Source organism: Aerococcus viridans, assembly GCF_002871935.1.
Taxonomy (GTDB): Bacteria; Bacillota; Bacilli; order Lactobacillales; family Aerococcaceae; genus Aerococcus; species Aerococcus viridans_B.
In genome coordinates this window covers 88,720-108,762 of the sequence record NZ_PNHQ01000006.1, presented here as the reverse complement: position 1 = coordinate 108,762, position 20,043 = coordinate 88,720, and the positions used below count along the sequence as shown (strand labels likewise).

Genomic DNA, 20,043 nt, shown 5'->3' with positions numbered 1-20,043 from the left:
TGGTCAAGCGGCGAATACTTCAAGTGGTTCTACAGGCACAAACACTAGCGCTAATACAGGTTCTACTTCAGCGTCTGCAACTGGAAATTCATATACAGTTAAATCTGGTGACGGTATTTATACTGTAGCTCGTGCTTTAGGTATTTCATTATCAGAAGCTCGTGCGCTAAATGGTGGTTCAGATGTGATTCACCCAGGTAAAGTATTTACTACTGGAGGCGCAAGTCAATCTTCATCAAGTGCTTCAGTTAACAGCACTTCAACTACAACAACATCTACTGCAACTTCAAGTGCGAAGACACATACAGTAGCATCTGGTGAAACTTTATACCGTATTGCTAAAAATAACGGTTTAAGTTTAGAAGAATTAATGGCTTTAAATGGTCTATCAAATTATAACCTCTACATTGGTCAAGTTTTAAAACTAAAATAATACGAACAAATCAATACACCTTAGCTTGTTGAGCTCCCCCTTTACAAGCTAGGGTGTTTTTATGATTCATATAATTAAAATTAAATTAGAAATTTGTTGACAAGTTTCATAAAGATTGCTAAAGTTGCATTAACAAATAGCGAGAGGAGGACTAAAGTCGTGAATATCATTTCAACTACAGCATTCTATAACTTTTTCAACTTTTACTTTTACTTTTTCGGTTTAGGTAAAGGTGATTTTGTTGTACAAGAAAAAGGATATGGCTTTAGTGCTTCAAATAATTAACATAGACGTTAGTTATACGAGAAAGTCCTTTACAACAAAAATCACTCCAAGGTGGTTTGTTGTAAAGGACTTTTTTCTTGCTTATATACCAACCTTGGATAACTAAGAATGCTACTGTGTTTGAATAAAAGGAGAAGAGAAAAATGAATACACAAGTAATGACAGCAGAAACTGAAGAAACCATTTTAGCGAATATTCAGGAGCCATACAAGAGAGCGAGTTTGGCCTATAAATCGACCCCTTCAGTTGTACAAGTAGGGAATATCCAAATTGGTGATGGCCATTTTGCGATGATCGGTGGTCCGTGTTCAATCGAAGGTTTGGAAAAATTAGATGAAGTCGCTTCAGCAGTTAAAGACGCAGGTGCAAACATGTTGCGTGGTGGGGCATTCAAGCCACGGACATCTCCATATTCATTCCAAGGGTTAGGGCAAGAAGGGTTAGATATGTTATCAGCTGTTGGTAAAAAGTATGATTTACCAGTAGTGACCGAGGTCATGGCAGTTGATCAAGTAGATTTATTTGATGGTATTGATATGTATCAAGTAGGGGCGCGTAATATGCAAAATTTTGACCTATTAAAAGCAATTGGTCAAACTAGAAAACCAGTTTTATTAAAACGTGGCATGGCCGCATCCATTGAAGACTTACTTATGGCAGCCGAATACATCTTGGCCCACGGTAATCCTAATGTTATCTTATGTGAACGTGGTATTCGTACTTACGAAACAAGTACACGTAACACATTAGATTTATCAGCGATTCCTGTTTTACGATCAAAAACGCATTTGCCAATTGTGGTTGACCCTAGTCATGCCGTAGGGAAACGTGAATGGGTTGAATCGATGGCGATGGCTGCGGTTGCTGCAGGAGCAGATGGATTGATTATTGAAATTCATCAAAATCCAGATGAAGCTTGGTCAGATGGCCGACAATCGTTATACTTAGATGAGTACAAGGCATTAACCAAGAAGGTCCAAGCTCTTCATACATTCTTAGCAGATTTAGATTAAATCGTTCAAAAGGGTAATTCACTTATCAATCATAGTATTTAAAAGAATTGAGGAATGAAATTGGAAAAAGTAAATGTAGCAGTTGCCAAACCATATGATGTGATCATTGATAATGATTTGATAAAAAATGCGGGGCATCATCTTGAAGACTTCATTCAACAACGTAAGGTAATGATTATAACTGATGAAAACGTGGCTTCATTTGGCTATTTAGGTAGTTTACAAGAAGCGATTAGCCCAATTACAAAAGCAGTTCATACGATTACCTTACCAGCTGGAGAAGAGCAGAAATCCTCAGCAAATTATATCTACCTACAAGAGCAATTAGCGACCTTGAATTATTCACGTACTGACGTTTTAATTGCATTAGGTGGTGGTGTAATTGGTGATCTTGTCGGTTTTACAGCAGCAACTTATTTGCGTGGTATCCCATATATTCAAATGCCTACAACTTTACTTTCAGCAATTGATTCTTCTGTAGGTGGAAAGACAGCAATCGATTTACCTCAAGGTAAAAATTTAGTGGGTGCTTTTTACCAACCTGCTCGAGTTCTATGTGATTTGACAACTTTCCATACTTTATCACAAAGTATTTTCGAAGATGGCTGTGCAGAATTAATTAAATACGGCATGATCTTAGATGATGAATTACTCAATGATTTAATGACACGTGATCAACCATTGACTGCTTTAAGTGATGATTTAGCCAATATTGTAAAACGATGTGTAGAAATTAAGCGTAATGTTGTTTTAGAAGATGAACACGATTTAGGTTTACGACAATTGCTTAATTTTGGTCATACAATTGGTCATGCTATTGAACAAGTCTCTCACTATAAAGTTTCTCACGGTAGAGGCGTTGCAACGGGTATGATCTTGACCCAATTAATGGCTGAAAAAGAAGGATTAACCGATTTAATCTTGGCTGAACGTTTCAACCAATTACTTAATCAATATCATTTACTAGACCAAGTTTACCTGGCAAAAGCATATACGTTTGCGGATCTTCTAGATGCTATGACGAATGATAAAAAGCGTCGAGGTGGCGAAATAACTGAAATTTTCCCAGAGTCATTTGGAAAATGTGAATTAAAGACAATCACCTTTGATCAATACGCTAATTGGTTAGAAAAATTTTTTACTGATTTAAAAACCGATCAACTACCAATAACAATTATAGGAGCGGAGGCCTAGTGCGTGGATTCAATTACAGATATTAATGGAACAACGAAATTTGCAGCAGTGATAGGTCAACCATTAGGTCACTCGCTATCACCTATTATCTATAACACTTCATTTAAAGCGCAAGATGTGAATATGGTTTACATTGCTTTTGAAACTGGTGAAGCAGAAACCATCGAAAGAATTGAACATTTAAAAGCATTAGACGTTCAAGGCATTAATATTACAATGCCTGGGAAATTTGCGGCTATGCAGACGGTTGATCGTTTAGATGCTGCTAGTCAATATGTTAATGCGGTAAATATGATTACACGAGATAAGAATGGCCAGTGGGTAGGCTACAATACTGATGGTGCTGGATTGTGGCTGGCTGTGAAAAATAGAGGCGTTGACCTAGCTGGCAAGCGGTTAGTGGTGTATGGGTCAGGCGCAACATCGCGTATTATCATCGCACAAGCAGTGATAGAGGGCATGACAGATATTTCAGTAGTAGCACGAAATATTCAAGATAAAGATTTACTAATACAAGTATGTAAAGCGTTAAGAGCGGATTACCCTACCATCGATTTGAAGCTAATTGACCTTTCTGAACAAGATCAAGTGGCGACTGCGGTAAGAAATGCAGAAATTGTGATTCAATCAACCAGTCTAGGAATGGCAGCGAGTCAAGGGCAATCCATATTAGCGGATGAGCATTGGCTACAAGCTGGTACTGTTGTAATGGATGTGATTTATGAGCCAATGGAAACGCGATTTATGCAACAAGCTAAGGCGAGGGATTGTGTAGTGATAGGTGGCTTAGATATGTTAGTTTATCAAGCAAAATTAAACTATCAATTATTTGCCCATAAAGAAATGCCAGTTCAAGTAGTTTTCGATACGGTGAAAGCACAATTGCTTGCTCAAAAAAGTGAATTAAAACAGGGTGGATAATGGGTTAGTCAGTTTGCTTTTACTAGGTGAAAGTGCTAGAATAAGGGCAATATTTGAACTTTTTCAGAGGTAGTAACAAGTAGCGTTCAATTAAGCGAGTATACGGTAGGTGAGAGTATATTTGAATCGCTTGTGAATTAGACTGAATGATAAGTTGGTAACGATGATAACATCAGTTACCACGTCGCGCCAACGTTATCGGTATGAAGAGTACAAATCATAGGTGGTACCACGAAATACATTCGTCCTATATACGTTTTTTTGACGTATATAGGACTTTTTTATATTTTTATATAAAAGGAGAGACAAAAGACAATGGCTTTTAATCATAAAGTAATTGAAAAAAAATGGCAAAAGTATTGGGATGAGAATAAAGAGTTTAAGACTTTAGAGGACTATTCAAAGCCTAAGTATTACGCCTTAGATATGTTCCCATACCCATCAGGGGCAGGATTACACGTAGGGCACCCAGAAGGATATACAGCAACAGATATCATTTCCCGTTACAAACGTGCTCAAGGTTATAACGTTTTACACCCAATGGGATGGGATGCGTTTGGTTTACCAGCTGAGCAATATGCACTAGATACAGGAAATGACCCAGTTGATTTTACAGCTAAAAATATTGCAACATTCAAACGTCAAATTAAATCATTAGGTTTTTCATATGACTGGGATCGTGAAATTAATACAACTGATCCTAAATTTTATAAATGGACCCAATGGATCTTCACCAAATTATATGAAAAAGGTTTGGCCTATGAAGATGAAATCTTAGTTAACTGGTGTGAAGAATTAGGTACTGTATTAGCTAACGAAGAAGTCATCGATGGAAGATCTGAACGTGGTGGCTATCCAGTTGTTCGTAAACCAATGAAACAATGGGTATTGCGCATTACAGCATATGCTGACCGCTTACTAGAAGGGTTAGATAACGTTGACTGGCCACATTCAGTTGTTGAAATGCAACGTAACTGGATTGGTAAATCAGAAGGGGCGCAATTAACTTTTGACATCCAAGATCACGATTTAACCTTTGATGCTTTTACAACTCGCCCAGATACGATTTATGGCTTAACTTTTGCTGTTTTAGCGCCTGAACATGAATTAGTTCGTCAAATTGTTACAGAAGAACAACGTGAAGAAGTTGAAGCATATTTACAGGCTGCTTCAATGAAATCTGACTTAGATCGTACAGATTTAGCTAAAGAAAAAACAGGGGTATTTACTGGTGCATATGGTATTCATCCACTAACTGGTGAACCATTCCCAATCTGGGTTGCAGACTATGTTTTAGCTTCATACGGTACTGGTGCTGTTATGGCTGTACCAGCCCATGATAGTCGTGACTATGAATTCGCTAAACAATTTGACTTGCCAATCGTTCCAGTTATTGAGGGTGGTGACGTCTCAGTTGAAGTTTACACAGGAGATGGACCACATATTAATTCAGGTGAATTAAATGGTTTAGAAACAGCAGAAGCTACTGAAAAAGCAATTGAAATCTTAACCGCATCTGGACGCGGTGAACGCCAAACCACTTACCGTTTACGTGATTGGGTATTCTCTCGTCAACGTTATTGGGGTGAACCTATTCCAATCATTCATTGGGAAGACGGCACAACTACTGCTGTACCAGAGGAAGACCTCCCAGTTCGTTTACCAAAAGCAGATAATATTAAACCTTCAGGGACAGGTGAATCGCCATTAGCCAATATTGAAGACTGGCTATATGTTACTGATCCAGAAACAGGTATGAGAGGTCGTCGTGAAACAAATACCATGCCACAATGGGCAGGTTCATCGTGGTACTTCTTACGCTATATTGATCCAAAAAATACCAATGAATTTGCTTCAAAAGAAGCTTTAGATTACTGGTATAACGTAGACTTGTATATTGGTGGGGCAGAGCATGCAGTGCTACATTTATTATACGCACGCTTCTGGAATATGTTCTTATATGACTTAGGTGTGGTACCAAATGAAGAGCCATTCCAAAAATTATATAACCAAGGAATGATTCTTGGTGAAGGTAATGAAAAGATGTCTAAATCTAAAGGAAATGTTGTGAATCCTGACGATGTCGTTAACCAATATGGTGCAGATACCTTACGTTTATACGAAATGTTTATGGGGCCTTTAGATGCGTCTATTGCTTGGTCGGAAAATGGCCTTGAAGGTTCTCGTCGCTTCCTGGAACGTGTATGGCGTTTATTAGTGGATGAGAATGGCAAAATGCGTGACCGTATTACAACATTAAATACTGGAGAATTAGACAAGGTTTATCACCAAACAGTTCAAAAAGTTACCGAAGACTTTGAAAACTTGCATTTCAATACAGCAATTTCTCAAATGATGGTATTTGTGAATGAAGCGAATAAAGCTGAAAACCTATACTATGAGTATGTAAAAGGTTTTATTCAATTACTTGCGCCAATTGCACCGCATTTGGCAGAAGAAATGTGGGTAATTGTAGGGAATGAACCTGGAATTTCATACGTACCGTGGCCAACATTTGATCCAGAAATGATTGTTGATGATGAAATTGAAATCGTTGTACAAGTTAATGGTAAAATCAAGGCTAAATTACAAGTTGCTAATAATAGTGCAAAAGAAGTATTATTAGAAATTGCACATGCAAATGAGAAAGTGCAAGAAGCGATTGCAGGTAAAACAATCCGTAAAGAAATCGTAGTACCGAATAAACTAGTGAATATTGTCGCAAATTAGTGGATATCATATTTGTCTTGTGTATAATATGATTAGTTTTTAATAAGAGGAGATGGCGTTTACATGAAAAACATTTTAATTATCCACGATGCTTCTAGCTTCGGTAAATGTTCTACAACAGTAGCATTACCAATTCTATCCAGTATGCAACTACAAGGAACTATTTTACCAACAGCCTTGCTTTCCACACATACAGGGCCAGGATTTGAAGGATTTACATTTCTTGACTTAACTGATGAAATGGAAAAAATTGTGGATCATTGGCACTCATTTGGCTTAAAATTTGATGCAGCGTACGTTGGCTATTTAGGTAGTGTTCGCCAAATCAAGTTTCTAGAGAAAGAATTGCCAAAATTATTAAAAGATGATGCAAAATTCTATTTAGATCCTGTTATGGCTGACAATGGTAGTTTCTATTATGGTTTTGACGAAGAATATGCTAAAGAAATGTTGAATTTATGTGCGATGGCAGATGTGATTATGCCTAACCAAACAGAAGCGAGCTTCTTGTATGGTGTGGAGTACACTGAAGGTATCTGGCCACAAGAAAAAATTGACGAATTCTTAACATTAGTTCGTAAACAAACAAATGCTTCAGTTGTGTTAACTGGTGCAGGATATGACGGCGAAAGCCAAACTGGTGCTTACTACTTAGACGTAGAGACTGGTGAACAAGGTTTAGCGACTGGACCATTTATCGGTGGTAAATTCCACGGTACTGGGGATATCTTCGGTTCAATCTTTGTTGGGGCATTAGCAAATGGTGCTTCTGTTAAAGTGGCTAGCCAATTAGCGGTGGACTACATTCCAAAAATTATCGAAAAATCATTAGACGATCCAGATGTTATGATGAATGGTTTACAATTTGAGTTATTCTTAGGTGATTTATCCAACTTTGTTTCTAAATTAAAAGACAATCAAAATTAATATTCAGACAAATGATCAACTGGCAGTTGTGTAAAACTACATGACTGCCAGTTTTTATTTGGGATTTAATCGCTTTTCAAATGCCTAGGTGTAATATGAAAAAGTAAATTTATTCTCAATAGCATACTGAATTAGTTCTAAAAAATAAGGATAAATCTATGCTAGCCTCCTGGTTATATTGAACATTTAATCCCTTACTTTTCTGTTATAATCATTTTGCGAATGCAGATTAGCTTGAAAACTTAAAGTCTTTTTAATCCTATCTTGATTGAAATAGCGGCGTGTATTATATAAAATGAAAGCTAAGTGTTTTTCAAAGATAAATAAATAAAAATTTGTAAGGAGCAAAGAAATATGGGTATAGAAGATCCAAATTTAAATCGGACTGATGAGCTAGAACAAGTAGTTCAGCCTGAGGAAGTGGATCCACTAGATCTACCACCTAGAAAACCAAGTGCTAGCGCTCAGGAGAAAATGAATGCTGGTGCCTCTTGGATGACGATTGCCTCTATGGTATCGCGGATTTTAGGGGTTCTTTATATTATGCCATGGTATAGATGGATGGGAGAACCGCATATCGCTAATGAAGCCAATTCATTGTTTAATATTGGTTATAGTTATTATGCAATATTCTTATCCATTACAATTGCGGGGGTACCCGATTCAATTGCCAAGCAGATGGCCTATTACAATGCTCGTGGCTATTATAAAACAGCTAACCGATTATTTAAGGCAGGTCTGGCCTTGATGGCTGTAACCGGACTAGTTGGAGGAATCTTGCTTTGGAGTTTTGCGCCTGTATTAGCGCAATCTACACCAGCGCGCGATTTCAATTCCGTTATCTTAGTTATTCGATCATTAGTACCAGCACTAGTGGTCTTACCGACTATTTCAGTTATTCGTGGTTACTTCCAAGGTCACCAAGATATGAAACCATCGGCAATTTCACAGATTACTGAGCAGATTTTACGTGTATTGTACATGTTAGGTGCAGTATATATTATTCGAGTCATCAATAACGGAGACATGGTTAAAGCTGTTACACACTCGACCTTTGCTGCATTTATAGGCGCTTTAGCAGCTTTTGGTACGCTAGCTTACTTCTTCATTCGCTACCGTAAGGGATATAGAGAGGAAGAAGCACTTTATTCGGTAAAAGAAGAAAAGTATGTATCTTCAAAAAGCTTATTACTAGAAATCGTGATGATTGCGATTCCTTTTATTATTTCCGGTTCAGCTATCGAATTAACGCGTTTAATTGATACCAATACTTTCATGCCTATTATGGAGCGAGTATCTGAATTATCACCGGATCAATTGATTAATGAATATGCTATTTTTGGTGCCAATGCCAATAAATTAGTCACCATTGTTGTTTCTTTAGCGGTTGCGATTGGTTCAACCTCTATTGCGGTCATTTCAGCCACCTATTCAGAGGAAAAACGGTCAATTGAAGATAAGCTAGATAAGAAAGAACATCAAAGACGTGTTGATAGACATGCTAATCATGATTTCCCAGAAACAAGAGGGCTAATTGGACATAATTTAAAATTATTCTCATTGGTGATGTTTCCATCTGCTATTGGAATGGCAGTATTAGCGGAACCATTGTATGCGATTATCTTTACCTACGATCCGTTAGGTACCTCCTTGCTACAGTTAGCTGCTATGGTGGCTGTTACTATGGGACTGTTTTCAGTGTTAGTGGCAATGTTACAAGCTATGTCCTTTTTCAAAGAGGCTATTCTAGGTATGGTTCTTGGCGTAACTGTAAAACTAGTATTACAAGCGCCACTACTAGCTATTTTCGGTACGCCAGGCGCGCTTTTAGCAACAGGATGCGCTTTTATTGCTATTGCTGTCTTCTACTTGTGGCGATTAAAAGTACGGATCAATCTATCAATTTTAGAAGTTTTTAACCAAATTAAAGGAATCGCCTTATTAGCAGCAATAATGGGTATTGCTACTTGGCTTGTTAACCAATTCTTGCGTCGTACGATTCTGTCACCTGAAATTTCGCTTGTTCACCAATTTGCACAAATTGTCATAGTTGCTAGTGTTGGTGTAGCAGTATATGTATTAGGTGGTTTACGCTTTAAACTTTTAGATACCTTACTAGGTGACAAGGCGAAAATGCTTCGTGCTAGATTAGGGATGGGCCGCTATGATAAATAAAAAAACTGGCAAAAACACACAACGTTTAGATAAGTTTGTATCTAGCATGACCCCTTATAGTAGAAGTGACGTTAAAACGCTAATTAAAAAATCAGCCATTCTTGTGAATGGTAAAGTTGCAAAAAAAGCGAATTTATCGGTGAATGTTACAGAGGATCGTGTTGAGGTTGATGGGCAAGAAATCGCTTATGAACCATATATTTATATTGTGATGCATAAACCAGATGGCGTGATTTCAGCTACTGAAGATACTCGTTGGGAAACGGTCATTGACCTTCTACCTGAAGATTTAGTATTAACTTATGAGCCATTTCCAGTAGGTCGTTTAGATAAAGATACCACGGGACTTCTTTTAATTACGAATGATGGTCAATTCAACCATGCTTTAATGTCACCTAAGAAACATGTGGAAAAGGAATATGCTGTGTTTGTTGATGGCATACTCACAGATACAAATATTACACAATTTGAAGAAGGTCTAGATATTGGTCAAGGCGAAAAAACAAAGCCTGCAAAACTTTATATCGATCAAGTTGATGAAACGGTAGGTAAGAGTTTTGCTAGAGTTGTGATATCAGAAGGTAAATACCATCAAGTAAAAAGGATGTTTCATGCTATTGACTGTGAAGTCGTACAATTGCATAGACAGCGAATCGGGCAATTGGTATTACCAGAATGCCTAAATGAAGGAGAATTCGTCTTAGTAAATTATCAAGACTTATATGATGCTATTTATGATGGAAAACCATTAGATATAACAGACTAAAAAATCGCAGAAGTTACACTTCTAGCATAATCTCCTTAAGGTAGGTACCAAAAAATGAACCTACTTTAGGGAGATTTTTTGTTTTACTGTTACAAGTCTAAGTGAACGATTAAATCGCACCTTATAGTTGGGTTCGCCAGAGCAGCCAGGTGTCCGCTTCAGGATTAGGCTACGTGATTTTTAATCACTTCGTCTAATCCTTCCATTGTTACGAGTCTAAACGACATTTGTCACATCCTGTTTTAGTCGGGTTCGCTTTGGCAGTCCGGTCTCCACTTCAGGAATATTTGCAGCAAGTAAACTTGCTACGGCATATTCCTTCCAGTGTTACCTGCCTGAGCGCCAAAGCTCACACCCTTATAGTCGGGTTCCACAAACCAGAAATGACTGCGTTTCAGATTAGTTTGTAACTGATTTCATCAGTTACTACACTAATCTTCCAACGGTTCCTTTCTTGGCGTCGACTCTCACACCCTTATAGTCGGGTTCGTTCGACCAGCTCAAGTCCGCTTCAGACTAATTTGCAACTGATTGCATCAGTTACTGCATTAGTCTTCCAGCGTTATTGAGCTAAACGGTCTCACTCACACCCTGTGTAGTCGGGTTCGCTTTGGCAGTCCGGTCTCCACTTCAGGAATATTTGCAGCAAGTAAACTTGCTACGGCATATTCCTTCCAGTGTTACCTGCCTGAGCGCCAAAGCTCACACCCTTATAATTTGTTAGTTGTATTGTGTGAGCTATTCTGTATTTTGTGATAAAATAGGGTTAGGAATATTTTTCTAGGAGGATTCTAAATGACAATTAATTGGCAAGAAGAGATCAACAATCGTAAAGATGATTTAATCAATGACTTATTTACATTATTAAGTGTAAATAGTATTCGTGATGATAGTAAGGCAAGTGCTGATGCACCTGTTGGACCAGGGCCAAAAGAGGCTTTGGAGACTTTCTTAAAGATTGCTGAACGTGATGGTTTCACTACTAAAAATGTTGATAACCTTGCAGGTCATGCTGAATTCGGTGCAGGTGATGAGACACTTGGTGTTTTAGCACATGTGGACGTGGTACCTGTTGATGATAAATGGGACACAGATCCCTTTAAACCAGAAATTATAAATGATCGTATCTATGCACGTGGTGCTTCTGATGATAAGGGACCTTTAATGGCTGCATACTATGGTCTTAAGGTAATCAAAGAATTAGGCCTTCCAGTTGACAAACGTGTTCGTTTTATCATTGGTACAGACGAAGAAAGTGAGTGGAAAGGTGTCACACGTTACTTCGAAGTAGAAGAAGAACCGGATTTTGGTTTCTCTCCTGACGCTGACTTCCCAATTATTAACGGGGAAAAAGGGATGTACTCAGCTAAGCTAGTATTTGACCGTCGCAGTGATAAATTGCTTTCATTTGAAAGTGGTCTTCGTGAAAATATGGTACCGGGTGAAGCGCGTGCAGTTGTGACTGGATTGACCTCTGATGTCAACCAAATTGTAGCTGATTTCCAAGCAGCTAATCCAGAAATCACTATTATTGTAAGTCCAGAAGATGATGCCACTGCAATTACTGTTGAAGGTAAAGGCGTTCATGCAATGAATCCTAGTGTTGGGTATAATGCGGCAACTTACTTATCTAAATTATTATTACAATTAGACGATGATTTAGCCCAAGATGATCTATTAAAATTCTTAGGCGATCTATTACATTTAGACTTTAATGGTGAAAGATTAGGCATTGCACATGAAGACGAAATTATGGGTAAGGTAACAGTTAACCCTGGTTTAGTAGGCGAAGAGGACGGTAAATTATATACAGTCTTAAATATTCGTGTACCACGTGGCAAAGACTATAGTGAAATTGATGCAACATTTGCAGATCACGGTGAAACTTACCACTATCACTTTGTAGATGGTACAAAAACCAATAAAGTACCACATTATGTACCAGCTGATGATCCATTAGTGCAAACTTTACTAGCCGTTTATGAAAAACAAACTGGTGAAAAAGGGCAAGAACGCTCAATCGGTGGGGGTACTTATGGACGCTTATTAAAACGTGGGGTAGCCTTTGGTGCATTATTCCCAGATTCAGTAGATACAATGCATCAAGCGAATGAATTCTTTGCTGTTCGTGACTTATTGAAATCAGCAGCTATTTATGCTGAAGCTATCTACGAATTGATCAAACCAGAAAACGCATAAGGCTATGGTAGAACGTTTAATATCATCTGTTCAAAATCAACAGATTAAAGAAGTAAAGAAACTTTTTACCCGTAAAGGGCGAAAAAAAGCTGGTCAATATTTACTTGAAGGGCCACATCTTGTTGATATGGCCATTCAAGCAGCAGTGGATATTGAAATGATCTATTATGTACCTGAAAGTAGCCACCAAAATGTGACGCAGTTACGAGCGCTCAAAGAAGATTTGCCCCTCACTCAGGTGACTCCGGAAGTAGCCAAAGCACTTAGTCAAACGGATAATCCTCAGGATATTTTTGCAGTAGCTAAGCTACCAAAGGCTAGAAAACTTGATATCCATCAATTATCAAAAGGATTACTGATTTTAGACCAAGTGCAAGATCCGGGGAACTTAGGGACTTTAATTCGGACTGCGGATGCTTTTGGATACCGAGATATCTTACTAGGTTCGGGTACGGTTGACTTATATAATGATAAGGTTCTAAGATCTATGCAAGGTAGTCATTTTGCTGTCAATACTTATGAAGTTAATTTGGCATCAGTCATTCCACAATTACAAGAGGCTGGCTATTTTATTACAACAACAGAATTAAATAAGCAAGCGAAAGCAAGTAATGCTTTTGATTTAAAATCAAAAGGGAAATGGGCCTTAGTTATGGGGAATGAAGGTAATGGTGTAAGCCAAATAATTAGCCAATTAGCAGATATGGCTTTATATATCCCAATGTCAGGATCGGCAGAATCTTTGAATGTGGCGGTTGCCGGTGCGATAGTAATGTATCAATTTCCTATCCAAGACTAAGTTATTTTCTTCTAAAAATAGGTTGTGACGATACTGTCACAGCACTTACAAAAGGTTATGTGAGCATAGCAAAATATGTTGATGTAGGCATGCGTTTAAAAAAGGGTGATTATCATGACGGAACATGAACATTATTTTTGGGAAGACGATCCAGAGTATATGCAAATCATTGCGGATATTAAAAATCATCCCTTTGTAACGGACTTAGCGTTTTTTAAGCAACATGTCCATGGCAATCGCTTAACCCACTCCTATTTAGTTTCTTATATGTCATATAAAGTAGCTAGGTCACTAGGGTGGGATTATAAGGCCTGTGCACGCGCTGGTTTATTACATGATTTATTTTATTATGTGCCTGGTGAGGTTACTTTTTCTAAAGGTAGTCACCTGAGAAACCATCCTAAAATTGCTTTGATAAATGCGCGTGTAGTGACAGATTTATCACCAGTTGAGGAAGATATTATTCTAAAGCACATGTGGCTAGCCACACCGCATTTTCCGCGCTATAAAGAATCTTATGTAGTGACATTCGTGGATAAATATATTGCAACCGAAGACTTTGTAAAACCTAGTTTGGCTAATGTATCTCAAAAGAAAATGATGCGATCATTTAGCTATTTTGTTGGTAAATTAGTGATGCCAGCACTTGCTGGAATTAGCAATCAAGAAGTTTCATTAGAAGAAAAAGAAGAATTAGCAGAAATAGAAGAGGAGATTGATCAAAATGGAAGTTACCATTAAACAACCAGACTTACCGGTAATGTGTAGCAAGATGGAGCATGCTTGCAAAGTCATTGGTAAAAAGTGGAATAGCTTAATTATTGAAGTATTATTAGCAACGCCACTACGATTTGGACAATTACGCGACTCAATTAACGGTATTTCTGACCGTGTATTAATTGAACGATTACGCGAATTGACTGAAGAGGGTATTGTGCGTAAGGAAGAATCAGAAGTGAATGGTCACAATATCACGGTTTATACCTTGACAGAAAAAGGCCAAGACTTACAAAAAATCTTCAACAATTTACATCGTTGGGCAGATGAGTGGGTTGAGCTAGCAGAATAAGGTTGACAAAACAGTTGAAAACGCTAGAATATAAAGAGAAATTACATTAACAGAAGACAATTTTTAACAGATGTGTAGTCTAGAGAGTAAGTGGTGCTGGGAATCTTACCTACATAGTTATAAATTTTCACTTCTTGAGTAGGCTTGCGGGAGAATAGGAAACTATTTGAAAGCAGGTCCGGTCGGCCCGTTAAAACGATCAATGAGTGCTGGTATATGAACATGATACCGGAATCAGGGTGGTACCACGGTCTTTCGTCCCTTTTGTAGGGGTGAAGGACCTTTTTTTATTGGTCTGGATACGCCATTTTTAGGAACACTCATAAAAGCATATAAGTCAGGAGATGGAAAAAATGCAAATTATTGATGATTTAAAAGCCATTGAGAACCAAATCATGGATGAGATTGAAGCAGCAAACGCCTTAGCTGATATTAAAGCAGTGCGTGTGAAATATTTAGGGAAAAAGGGGCCAATTACGGAAGCTTTACGTGGTATGCGTGATTTATCGCCTGAAGAACGCCCACAAGTTGGTGCTTATGCCAATGAACTGAAGGCAAAAGCTAGCACTAAACTGAGCGAAAAAGAAGAACAGTTGTCAGCTGCAGCCCTTGAAGCAAAATTACAAGCAGAAGCCATTGATGTGACGCTACCTGGTGAAAAACCAGTAACAGGTACGAAACACGTATTAACACAAGTAATGGAAGAAATTGAAGATTTATTCGTATCTATGGGGTACGAAGTTGTTGAGGGACCAGAAGTTGAGTCTGACTTCTACAACTTTGAAAGAATGAATTTACCTAAAGACCATCCTGCGCGTGATATGCAAGATACATTCTATATTAATGATGAAGTATTATTGCGTACCCATACGTCACCTGTGCAAGCCCGTACTATGGATGCGCATGATTTTGAAGCAGGGCCATTAAAGATGATCTCGCCGGGGAAAGTTTACCGTCGTGATGATGACGACGCGACGCATTCGCACCAATTCCATCAAATCGAAGGTTTAGTCATTGACCGTAACGTTTCTTTGGCTGATTTAAAAGGAACGCTAGAATTATTTGCCCGTCATATGTTTGGAGCGGAAACTGAAATTCGTTTACGCCCATCATATTTCCCTTTTACAGAACCATCTGTTGAGGTTGATGTGACTTGTTTCAAATGTGGTGGTGCTGGCTGTAACATCTGTAAGCAATCTGGTTGGATAGAAATTTTAGGTGCTGGTATGGTTCATCCTTCTGTACTTGAAATGGCTGGTATAGACGCTACTGAATATGCTGGTTTTGCTTTTGGTTTAGGACCAGACCGTGTAGCGATGTTGAAATATGGTATTGATGATATCCGTCATTTCTACCAAAATGATTTACGATTCTTAAAACAATTTACGGAAGAGGGGTAGCAATTAATGAAAGTATCATATAATTGGTTAAATGAATTTATCGATCTTGCTGACTTGAATCCGCAAGATATAGGAGAACGTATGTCACGTACCGGTATCGAAGTGGACGGCGTGAATGCATTAGGAACAGGATTAAAGAAAATTGTTGTGGGTCATGTATTAACATGCGAACCACATCCTGATTCTGACCACTTGTCGATTACGACTGTAGAAGTTGGTCAAGAAGAACCGTATCAAATTGTCTGTGGTGCACCAAACGTAGCTGCAGGGCAAAAAGTAATTGTTGCCTTACCTAATTCTCGTATTGCTGGTAATGTAAAAATTAAAAAAGGTAAAATGCGCGGTGTGGTTTCTCAAGGTATGATTTGCTCATTAGAAGAAATTGGTTTCTCTAATAGTGTAGTACCTAAAGAATATGCTGACGGTATCATGATATTACCTGAAGATGCACCAACTGGCATGGATATTGTCGAATATTTGAAATTAGATGACCCTATCATTGAATTAGATATCACACCAAACCGTGCAGATGCCTTATCTATGCGCGGGGTAGCTTGGGAATTAGCTGCGGTATACAACCGTCAACCAAATTTTGACTATACAGATTTAACAAAATTTGAGGCTAATGATTTAGCAGGAGCAATTAACTTAAAAGTTTCTGATACTACATTAGTACCTGAATATAACGCTTTCTTAGTGAAAAATGTTACTGTTGAACCATCACCACTATGGTTACAATTACGCCTAATGGCAGCCGGTATCCGTCCAATTAATAACATAGTAGATATTACGAACTATGTTTTATTAGCCAATGGGCAACCATTACATGCATTTGACTATGATAAATTAGACAACAAGGTGATTGAAACACGTCTAGCGAAAGCAGGCGAACGAATCGTAACACTGGATGAAGTTGATCGTCCATTATTAGATTCAGATATCGTGATTACCGATGGTGAAAAACCGATTGCGTTAGCTGGTATAATGGGTGGTTTAGATACTGAAATTGATGAGAACACAACAAATGTATTGATTGAAGCGGCTAATTTTGAACCAATCCATATTCGTAAAACTGCACGTCGCAATGGTTTACATTCAGAATCATCTACGCGTAATGAACGTGGTATCAATAAGGCTACGATCGCTGAATCTGGTGCTTTTGCCGCTGAGATGATTGCTGATTTGGCTAAAGGACAATTGGTAGAGGGCTCTGAACGTGTATCTGCCATTGATTTAACCCCAATTCTTGTAACATCAAGTCTTACTTATGTTGATAAACGTCTAGGTATGAACTTGTCTTATGCAGATATCAAACAAGTTTTTGAACAACTACAGTTTGAAGTATCAGGTGATGGTGATGAATTTACCGTTTCTGTACCTGCACGTCGCTGGGATATACTTATCCAAGCGGACTTGGTTGAAGAAATTGCACGTATCTACGGTTATGATAAGATACCTTCTCGCTTACCTTCAGTAAATGCACAAAATATGGGCCTAACAGATTGGCAAACCTTTAAACGTCGAACCGACAATCAAATGTTAGCTGAAGGTTTCAATGAAGTTATTGCTTACTCTTTAATCGGGGATAATCAAACAACATTAGAAATGGATAATGCAAAACCTGTGGCACTAGACTTCCCAATGTCAGATGACCGTCGCTATATGCGTACAAACTTATTGAGTGCTTTATTGGAAATCGTTCAATATAACGTAGCGCGCAAAATTTCGGATGTGGCGATTTTTGAAACTGGTCGCGTGTTCAAATGGACAGATGCTCAGCTACCAGTTGATGAAACACATCTTGCAGCTGTTTGGACAGGTAACGCAAAAGCAAAAACCTGGAACCACCCAGCGAAAGCTGTAGATTTCTATGATATGAAAGGGATTGTTGAAAGTGTAATAGATTCTTTCAACCTGGATGTAGCTGTGGCATTTGAAGCAACTTCTGAGTTAGCAGACATGCACCCAGGACGTACAGCTAGAATCTATGCCATTGGTCAATCAGACGAACGGATTGAACTAGGCTATATTGGTCAATTGCATCCAAGTATTGCTGATCAATATGACTTAAAAGATACTTTAGTGTTTGAAATTTCATTAGATGAAATATATGCTTTACCGAAAGTTGAAGTAAGACAAGCACCAATCGCGAAGTTCCCAGGTTCTGACCGTGATATTGCAATCTTAGTGTCTGACCAAGTGACAAATGCTGATGTCATAAAAACGATTAAAAATGCATCAAAAGGTGGTATTTTAGTGGACATCGAAATATTTGATGTGTATCAAGGAGATAATATCGAAGATGGTAAGAAATCCTTAGCTTATAGCTTGAAATATTTAAACCCACAAAGAACCTTAACCGATGAAGAAGTAACGAACGATGTGGCACGTATTACGGAAGCTTTAACAAGTGAATTGTCAGCAGAAATCCGTTAATCATCGTATATTCAATTATATATAAGCTTTAAGATTGGCAGTGAAGTCAGGTAAATATTTATCGTGGCTTCATTGCTTTTTTTATGATTAAATGAAGTTAATCTATTCATATTGAACAAACGCTATATTTACTTAAGCTAATCATGTATAAGAAAAGGAAGGTAGGAATCATTGTGCAATATTTTGTCGTCGATCTTGGTACAACAAACTTAAAATTTGCCCTGATGGAAACGCCCTATCGAATACTTGACACGATGGAGACGGGCAACGTTATCAGTCAAGATGACGCTGGTAAACATGAAAGTGATCCTGAAGTCGTTTTTAATCAATTCATTGATTTATTAAGTCAGATGCAAGCAAAGTACCCACAAGTAAAGCTATTGATATTTTCTAGTCAAATGCATGCACTATTAGCTACTGATAGTTACGGAAATGTTTTACAAAAGGCGATGACTTGGGCCGATTTACGGGCCAAGGATATAGCTCAAGAAATGCAGATGTCTGGTCAAGCTAAGGAATTTTTTGCTTTATCAGGTACACCTATCCATGCAATGAATCCATTTGTTAAACTCGCTTATCTCAACCAATCATATCCAGATTTATTTGAGGATCCTTCCATTCAATTTATGGATATTAAGGCTTACATCATTCGTCGGTTAACAGGGAAGTATGTCATTGACCATGCAACGGCTTCTTCGATGGGACTGATGGATATAGCAAGGCACACATGGTCAAAAAAACTATTGAACCACGTGAATATCCAAGAAAATCAACTGCCAAAATTGGTAGCTAGTAGGCAACAAATACCCGTTAAACATGAAGTTATTCAACACTTACAATTAACGCCAGATTTCCAAATATTACCAGGATCAACCGATGGCGCCTTAGCAAATCTTTCTAATCAAGCCTATGCCGGATTAGAAGACCAGTCGCTCAGTTCAATTATTCTTTCCTTTGGTACATCAGCTGCGGTGAGAACTTTGAGTGACCAATTATCTATTCATGAAAGCGGGCAGATTTTTACATATATAGTGGACGACAAACCACACTATATTATTGGTGGACCAGTTAACAACGCTGGCAATGTACTTGATTGGTTATACCAACAATTTGGTTTTAAGGAAAAAGGCCAGTCCTTTCAAGACATGTTGCAAGTACTGATGACACATCATTTTTCCGCTAGCGGTCCTTATTTCTTGCCATTCTTAAATGGGGAAAGAGCCCCTTATTGGAATGCGAATCTTCAAGCTGAATTTAAAGGTATAAAAGGGTATACAAGCCAGCTAGATATGGCAAAAGCTGTGTTTGAAGGGGTATTTTTCGAAATTCGTCAAGTGATTGACTTAGTCTATGACACGACAGATTTAAATCAAAAGATCGTCCAAGTAAATGGTAAAATATTCTCAGATCCTAAAATAAGTCAATGGATTGCGGATATATTAGGGATACCTTTGCAATATGTATCAGGAGACGATGCTAGCTTAATTGGTGCTGGTGTCCTAATAGAAAGCGATAGATTGCGAGAAAGGTTAGCGTTTACCACTATTGAGCCCAATCAACAATCACGTGAAAAATATCATCAGAAATTTTTAAAATTTAAAAGTTATGCAAATGCACTTGATCAATCATCTAGAACAATATTGTATTGAAAAATGATAATTCTGGTTCAAAGAAAGATATAAAATAAAATCTACCT

At 38.0% G+C, this 20,043-nt stretch carries 15 protein-coding genes; all 15 read left to right on the top strand.

Going from position 1 to position 20,043, the window contains the following annotated elements; genetic code table 11:
• The coding region (locus tag CJ191_RS03825; RefSeq protein WP_146001966.1) for a muramidase family protein at positions 1-433 on the top strand (433 nt) is incomplete at its 5' end.
• Between the two features lie 428 nt (positions 434-861).
• A complete protein-coding gene (gene aroF, locus CJ191_RS03820; RefSeq protein ID WP_070467402.1) occupies positions 862-1,731 on the top strand; it encodes a 3-deoxy-7-phosphoheptulonate synthase in 870 nt (289 codons plus the stop codon).
• A 54-nt stretch (positions 1,732-1,785) separates the two neighbouring features.
• Positions 1,786-2,925, top strand: coding sequence for a 3-dehydroquinate synthase (gene aroB / locus CJ191_RS03815; protein ID WP_102199021.1), 1,140 nt, complete (start codon positions 1,786-1,788; stop codon positions 2,923-2,925).
• A gap of 3 nt (positions 2,926-2,928) precedes the next feature.
• Positions 2,929-3,846, top strand: coding sequence for a shikimate dehydrogenase family protein (locus CJ191_RS03810; protein WP_102199020.1), 918 nt, complete (start codon positions 2,929-2,931; stop codon positions 3,844-3,846).
• 315 nt (positions 3,847-4,161) lie between these two features.
• On the top strand, positions 4,162-6,576 hold the full coding sequence (gene leuS, locus CJ191_RS03805; RefSeq protein WP_102199019.1) for a leucine--tRNA ligase: 2,415 nt from the start codon (positions 4,162-4,164) through the stop codon (positions 6,574-6,576).
• 63 nt (positions 6,577-6,639) lie between these two features.
• A complete protein-coding gene (locus CJ191_RS03800) occupies positions 6,640-7,503 on the top strand; it encodes a pyridoxamine kinase (RefSeq protein WP_102199018.1) in 864 nt (287 codons plus the stop codon).
• Between the two features lie 354 nt (positions 7,504-7,857).
• A complete protein-coding gene (locus CJ191_RS03795; protein ID WP_070467411.1) occupies positions 7,858-9,678 on the top strand; it encodes a putative polysaccharide biosynthesis protein in 1,821 nt (606 codons plus the stop codon).
• Complete coding sequence (locus tag CJ191_RS03790; RefSeq protein WP_102199017.1) at positions 9,668-10,444, top strand: pseudouridine synthase; 777 nt, start codon at positions 9,668-9,670, stop codon at positions 10,442-10,444. Before CJ191_RS03795 ends, CJ191_RS03790 begins: the two co-directional genes overlap by 11 nt.
• Positions 10,445-11,239: 795 nt before the next feature.
• The gene (pepV, locus tag CJ191_RS03785) at positions 11,240-12,643 is read left to right on the top strand and encodes a dipeptidase PepV (RefSeq protein WP_102199016.1); all 1,404 of its coding nucleotides are present in this window, start codon (positions 11,240-11,242) and stop codon (positions 12,641-12,643) included.
• Positions 12,644-12,647: 4 nt separating this feature from the next.
• Positions 12,648-13,442 (top strand): TrmH family RNA methyltransferase, encoded by a 795-nt coding sequence (locus CJ191_RS03780; RefSeq protein ID WP_070467417.1) that lies wholly within the window; start codon positions 12,648-12,650, stop codon positions 13,440-13,442.
• 114 nt (positions 13,443-13,556) lie between these two features.
• Positions 13,557-14,183, top strand: coding sequence for an HD domain-containing protein (locus CJ191_RS03775; protein ID WP_102199015.1), 627 nt, complete (start codon positions 13,557-13,559; stop codon positions 14,181-14,183).
• The gene (locus CJ191_RS03770) at positions 14,167-14,511 is read left to right on the top strand and encodes a winged helix-turn-helix transcriptional regulator (RefSeq protein WP_102199014.1); all 345 of its coding nucleotides are present in this window, start codon (positions 14,167-14,169) and stop codon (positions 14,509-14,511) included. The genes CJ191_RS03775 and CJ191_RS03770 overlap by 17 nt, the downstream gene beginning before the upstream one ends.
• A gap of 353 nt (positions 14,512-14,864) precedes the next feature.
• On the top strand, positions 14,865-15,911 hold the full coding sequence (pheS, locus tag CJ191_RS03765; protein WP_102199013.1) for a phenylalanine--tRNA ligase subunit alpha: 1,047 nt from the start codon (positions 14,865-14,867) through the stop codon (positions 15,909-15,911).
• Between the two features lie 6 nt (positions 15,912-15,917).
• On the top strand, positions 15,918-18,347 hold the full coding sequence (gene pheT, locus CJ191_RS03760; protein ID WP_102199012.1) for a phenylalanine--tRNA ligase subunit beta: 2,430 nt from the start codon (positions 15,918-15,920) through the stop codon (positions 18,345-18,347).
• Between the two features lie 173 nt (positions 18,348-18,520).
• The gene (locus CJ191_RS03755) at positions 18,521-19,996 is read left to right on the top strand and encodes a gluconokinase (protein ID WP_257994117.1); all 1,476 of its coding nucleotides are present in this window, start codon (positions 18,521-18,523) and stop codon (positions 19,994-19,996) included.
• The last annotated feature ends 47 nt before the right edge of the window (positions 19,997-20,043 follow it).

Excerpts from the sequence above, each read along its gene's own strand:
- aroF (WP_070467402.1), top strand. The coding sequence starts at position 862 with ATGAATACACAAGTAATGACAGCAGAAACTGAAGAAACCATTTTAGCG.
- aroB (WP_102199021.1), top strand. The coding sequence starts at position 1,786 with ATGAAATTGGAAAAAGTAAATGTAGCAGTTGCCAAACCATATGATGTG.
- leuS (WP_102199019.1), top strand. The coding sequence starts at position 4,162 with ATGGCTTTTAATCATAAAGTAATTGAAAAAAAATGGCAAAAGTATTGG.
- CJ191_RS03800 (WP_102199018.1), top strand. The coding sequence starts at position 6,640 with ATGAAAAACATTTTAATTATCCACGATGCTTCTAGCTTCGGTAAATGT.
- CJ191_RS03795 (WP_070467411.1), top strand. The coding sequence starts at position 7,858 with ATGGGTATAGAAGATCCAAATTTAAATCGGACTGATGAGCTAGAACAA.
- CJ191_RS03790 (WP_102199017.1), top strand. The coding sequence starts at position 9,668 with ATGATAAATAAAAAAACTGGCAAAAACACACAACGTTTAGATAAGTTT.
- pepV (WP_102199016.1), top strand. The coding sequence starts at position 11,240 with ATGACAATTAATTGGCAAGAAGAGATCAACAATCGTAAAGATGATTTA.
- CJ191_RS03780 (WP_070467417.1), top strand. The coding sequence starts at position 12,648 with ATGGTAGAACGTTTAATATCATCTGTTCAAAATCAACAGATTAAAGAA.
- CJ191_RS03775 (WP_102199015.1), top strand. The coding sequence starts at position 13,557 with ATGACGGAACATGAACATTATTTTTGGGAAGACGATCCAGAGTATATG.
- CJ191_RS03770 (WP_102199014.1), top strand. The coding sequence starts at position 14,167 with ATGGAAGTTACCATTAAACAACCAGACTTACCGGTAATGTGTAGCAAG.
- pheS (WP_102199013.1), top strand. The coding sequence starts at position 14,865 with ATGCAAATTATTGATGATTTAAAAGCCATTGAGAACCAAATCATGGAT.
- pheT (WP_102199012.1), top strand. The coding sequence starts at position 15,918 with ATGAAAGTATCATATAATTGGTTAAATGAATTTATCGATCTTGCTGAC.